Annotated in this window: 6 protein-coding genes; 3 read left to right on the top strand and 3 right to left on the bottom strand. The window is 42.2% G+C overall.

The window, feature by feature from the left end:
• Positions 1-157: 157 nt before the first annotated feature.
• Positions 158-1,006 (bottom strand): alpha/beta fold hydrolase, encoded by an 849-nt coding sequence (locus tag OCT58_RS10020; protein ID WP_267202693.1) that lies wholly within the window; start codon positions 1,004-1,006, stop codon positions 158-160.
• A gap of 85 nt (positions 1,007-1,091) precedes the next feature.
• Here OCT58_RS10020 and OCT58_RS10015 point away from each other — a divergent pair, with 85 nt between their 5' ends.
• From OCT58_RS10015 to OCT58_RS10005, 3 genes are all read left to right on the top strand, one after another.
• Positions 1,092-1,565 (top strand): TetR/AcrR family transcriptional regulator, encoded by a 474-nt coding sequence (locus OCT58_RS10015; RefSeq protein WP_267202692.1) that lies wholly within the window; start codon positions 1,092-1,094, stop codon positions 1,563-1,565.
• Positions 1,566-1,580: 15 nt separating this feature from the next.
• Positions 1,581-2,021 (top strand): MarR family winged helix-turn-helix transcriptional regulator, encoded by a 441-nt coding sequence (locus tag OCT58_RS10010; RefSeq protein WP_267202691.1) that lies wholly within the window; start codon positions 1,581-1,583, stop codon positions 2,019-2,021.
• A gap of 80 nt (positions 2,022-2,101) precedes the next feature.
• A complete protein-coding gene (locus OCT58_RS10005; protein WP_267202690.1) occupies positions 2,102-2,461 on the top strand; it encodes a GNAT family N-acetyltransferase in 360 nt (119 codons plus the stop codon).
• Here OCT58_RS10005 and OCT58_RS10000 read toward each other — a convergent pair whose 3' ends face one another.
• On the bottom strand, positions 2,462-3,685 hold the full coding sequence (locus OCT58_RS10000; protein WP_267202694.1) for an MFS transporter: 1,224 nt from the start codon (positions 3,683-3,685) through the stop codon (positions 2,462-2,464). It abuts the gene before it with no gap.
• 85 nt (positions 3,686-3,770) lie between these two features.
• Positions 3,771-4,257: transposase (locus OCT58_RS09995; protein ID WP_267202689.1), on the bottom strand; the 487-nt coding region annotated here is incomplete at its 5' end.

The raw sequence follows: 4,257 nt of genomic DNA, 5'->3' as shown, positions 1-4,257 counted from the left end.
CAGTTCGCGTGTGGTAAGATGATGATAGGTCATTTGTGATATCCTTTGCTTTTGTTTGTGGTTATTCAAAAGTCTATCACAGATGGCTTTTTTATGTTTCTAACTTAATTTTACAAACCGGGTAATTTAATAATTTGTGGCTAAAATCAATTATTTTTTAAGAATATTTTTTTATGTGTTCACTGATTTGCTTACAAATTTCTTCACGGTTGAATTCCATGAACCAGTGACCAGCGTCTAATTCGACAAATTGATAAGGGCCACTGATATATTGGCGGTTTCGCTCAACACCACTCCTAGCAATTGCAAGATCTTGATTACCCCAAATAAATTTGGTTGGTACAGTGATCTGTTTGTAATTAATTTGCGGTAGTTGGAGAAGGGCGCGATACCAGTTAACAACTGCTGTTAACGCGCCTTTTTCTGAAAAGAGATCTAGGTAAGTGTCAATCGTTGCTTGTGGGAACCCGGTCCATAGTTTCCTTAATACTCGGTAGTGAAATGCACGAAGAATTAGTTCTGGAATGTGCTTATGCTGGAAGGTATGAACATAATGCCCCTTTTCTTTTTGGACAGGATCATTTTCTAATGCCCAAATGTATGCTGGCCAATTAGGAACGGAAAGAGCAGTCCAGGATTTCAATAGTTGTGGGTAGAGGGTTGCCGTTGTCCAACCGACAACTGCTCCAATGTCATGACCTACTAGGTGAAATTTTTGTTGAAAACCGAAAAAGTGGGCTAACGCAACAACATCAGCAGCCAGTAACTTCATCGTATAATTTTGAACACCCAGTGGTCTAGCCTCAGCAGAATAGCCGCGTTGGTTAGGGGCAATTACCCGGTATCCCTGATTCGCTAGTTTAAGCATTAATGGTTCCCACATTAACGAGCTTTCGGGGAAACCATGGAGTAACACCACTAGGTCACCATTATTATCCAGTCCAGCTGTTCGAACTGTGAATGTTTGCTGATTAACAGAAATTTGTTGAATTGTTATTTGATTCATTTTAGACACCTTTCTAACATTATCTTTATAATCATTTTAGTGAGAGATAATTAATGTTAGTCGGACAATGAAGAGGGAAATGTCTATGCAAAAACGAGCTGAAGAGAAACAAGTGATTTTTTCTTCGTTAAAGGAAGCACTATTACAGTTATTAGATCAAAAGAGTTTTGAGGAAATTACGATTAGTCAGTTGGTAAAAACTGCCGGTGTGGCAAGATCAACTTTTTATCGGCACTTTACCGATAAATTAGATTTTGTCCGTTTTTTAATCCAACAGGAATTAACTGCCTTTGATCAGCAGTACCATCCCCAGACAATTAAAGAACGGTTTCAAAAGGAGTACATGCGTGAAGTGTGGCGTTACTTATTGCGTGACCAACGAGCAGTCTTAGGGCTGGAAAGGGCTGGACTTTCACATCTATACTTGGAAGAGCTAAACAAGCATTTATTAACCCTATACCCATACACCATGACGACTGAAGAGCAGATTGAATTATTTGGTCTTGCAGGCGCTCAGTACAACATTATCTTTAATCTTTTTGTGAAAAAGCATCAGTAAGGAGGCAGACAAACTATGTTAGCCGATCAAGAAATTGATAGTATCCGGGCATTTAATCGACACTACACCCAAGTTTTAGGAGTATTGAATAAACGGACTTTCGATACTGACCTGACTTGGCCGGAGGGACGGATCTTAATCGAAGTAGCAGTTAACCACCTCGATACCCCGATGGCAGTTACCCGGGCCTTGCATCTGGATAAAAGTTATGCCAGCCGGACAATTAAACGGTTAGCAGACAAGGGAATCTTACAAAAGACACCGTCACCAACGGATTCACGGTCGATTAATATTTCACTGACTGAACATGGGCGCGCGGTATTTGAAGATATCAATCAGAAATCGAATGACCTGATTAAGAAGATGATTGAAGATCTTTCGCCCGCGGAGCAGAAAGAATATTTTCAAAGTATCAAGACAATTAATCAGCTACTTTTCAAGAAAGGGATGGATTAAACATGTGGCAGGTTAAACGATTCAATGAATTAACGGTAACCGATCTTTATTAACTTCTTGCGTTACGGGCACAGATTTTTGTGGTTGACCAACAGCGCATTTACCAGGATCCTGATGGGCGGGATCAAAATGCTGTTCATGTTTTTTACCGTGATGATGAGGGAGAGATTGTTGCCTATGCGCGAATTTTCTTGAAGGATAACATGGTATCATTTGGCCGGGTTGTGACGAGCAATAAGGTGCGTGGTCAAGGGCTTGGCGGTCAGTTGTTGGATAAAATTATGCAAACAATCCAACAAGAGTTCCCAGGCAGAAAGATTGAAATTGAGGCTCAGGTCCAAGTTGAAGACTTTTATAAACGAGTCGGCTTTGTCAGTGAGGGAGAACTATTTATTTATAAAACTACGCCCCATATTAAGATGGTACATGAGGCGTTGTAGTTACTTTAATTCCACTGTCGAATGGTTCTTGAGTTTGAACAAGAGACAGAAGGCAATGGTATTGAGTACTGCGATGGACCAGAAAGACCAGTGGAAGCCTTGAAGTGTTGCTAGTGAGCTTGAGAGCTGGTGGGCGATGCCGTGCTTTTGACCGAGTGATTGCAAGGTAGCAGCCATTGCATTAGCAAAGGCATCCGCAATTTGGTTCATGTTGACCATCAAAGTATTGCCGAAAACAACGTATTCTTGGGAAAGAGCATTCAAGCCGTAGACGCTAACTGGTGAGTATGCCAGGTTAAGGCCTCCACAACGTAATGCATACAAGGCAGTTACGGTAAATATACTCGTAGTTGGTGAGTAAAAAGCCATCGGGATTGTCGTCAGTAGACCAATTCCAAAACCGAGGAAGGCGACCTTCTTAATCCCAATTTGGTCATAAAGCCGTCCAGCAATTGGTGAAACCACCATCATCACGAGGGCACTCGGGATTAGCATTAACCCAGAGATAGTTGGCGTGACTTTGAGGACGTTCTGGTTAAAGAGCGGCAGTATTAGCTCGGTCGCCATTAAGGACGAGGTGTTAAGGAGAGCGAGCGTTGCACCAAGGCGGAAGGATGGTGCTTTGAAGACCCGCATTTCTAGCAATGGCTTTTCAAGTTTGAGTTGGCGTTTGACAAAGTAAGCCATAATGGCGATTCCGGCTACCTGGAGAATCACAGTCTGCCAATCTAACCGTCCAGTTTCACCAACCCGCCCCAGACTGTATAGCAATATTGCCAGGCCAGCCATGGAAGTTAAAACAGAAGGAATATCAAGAGAAGAAGGTTTGGATGGGATCACGTTTTTAACGAATAATTGAGTGGCAATCAGAACGAGAATACAGATCGGAATTAAAATAATAAACAACATTCGCCAACTGAAATAATCAACCACGATTCCAGAAACGGTTGGTCCGGCGGCCGGACCGAAGTTGATAATAATTCCGGCAAGGCCCATTACCGTTCCCCGGTGTCGTGGAGAAAAAATCAGGGCAAGAACATTGGGAATTAACGGCATATTGACACCGACCGCAACTCCCTCAATTAGTCGCCCAATCAACAGCAAGGTAAAGTTCGGTGCCAATGCTGAAATAATTGTTCCAACCAAAAAAATGGTCATCGTGGTGGTAAAAAGTGTCTTTAATTTCACTGAATTAGTAAGGTAAGCCGCAAGTGGCATAGTGATTCCAGCAGCTAACTAAAACTTGAAAGCAGGAAAGGAGCTTAATCACTTGTTATATCAAGGAACTGGCTATTCAAATTAGTGAATTTTAGACTGCCTGGAGCTGTTTAGCAACGACTTGTGGTAAATGTTTGATGAACCGATCAACAGTTTCTTTCAGAAGCTGAGTGGGAATAATTGGTTCAGTTTCAATGAGCTCGTTTAAGATCTTAACGAACCATACCAATATGTCGGTAAGGTTCAAATCTGGCATGGCCGCACTCATAATATAAAACAGGTCGCCAATAGTTCGTTCGTCTTGTTCTTGTCGCTCCTCCCAAGCTAACAGGTCATAGGTCATCATGACAATTGCCAAGTGACCACATAGTCCGTCGTAATTTTGGACTTGTGTCTGATCAAAGCGCAAATATTGCTTGGCGGTTTTGAAATAAGTTTCAATCTGCCAGCGGCGGGCGTATAGTTGAATGATTTCCGTGGGCCGCAACCCTGTCTTAGTCGTCGCCAAGACTAAATAGTTGTCAGATTTACGGCGATTAGTTACGAATACTAATCGCAGCTCTACTCCAGTGGTACTT

Origin of the sequence: Limosilactobacillus kribbianus (assembly GCF_026413145.1) — a bacterium.
Lineage (GTDB): Bacteria > Bacillota > Bacilli > Lactobacillales > Lactobacillaceae > Limosilactobacillus > Limosilactobacillus kribbianus.
Note: the sequence above shows the minus strand (reverse complement) of the source record. Positions and strands in the feature narration are given on the sequence as shown.

What these genes read in the sequence shown, in the direction of transcription:
- OCT58_RS10020 (WP_267202693.1), bottom strand. Translation starts at nt 1,006, where the DNA reads ATGAATCAAATAACAATTCAACAAATTTCTGTTAATCAGCAAACATTC.
- OCT58_RS10015 (WP_267202692.1), top strand. Translation starts at nt 1,092, where the DNA reads ATGCAAAAACGAGCTGAAGAGAAACAAGTGATTTTTTCTTCGTTAAAG.
- OCT58_RS10010 (WP_267202691.1), top strand. Translation starts at nt 1,581, where the DNA reads ATGTTAGCCGATCAAGAAATTGATAGTATCCGGGCATTTAATCGACAC.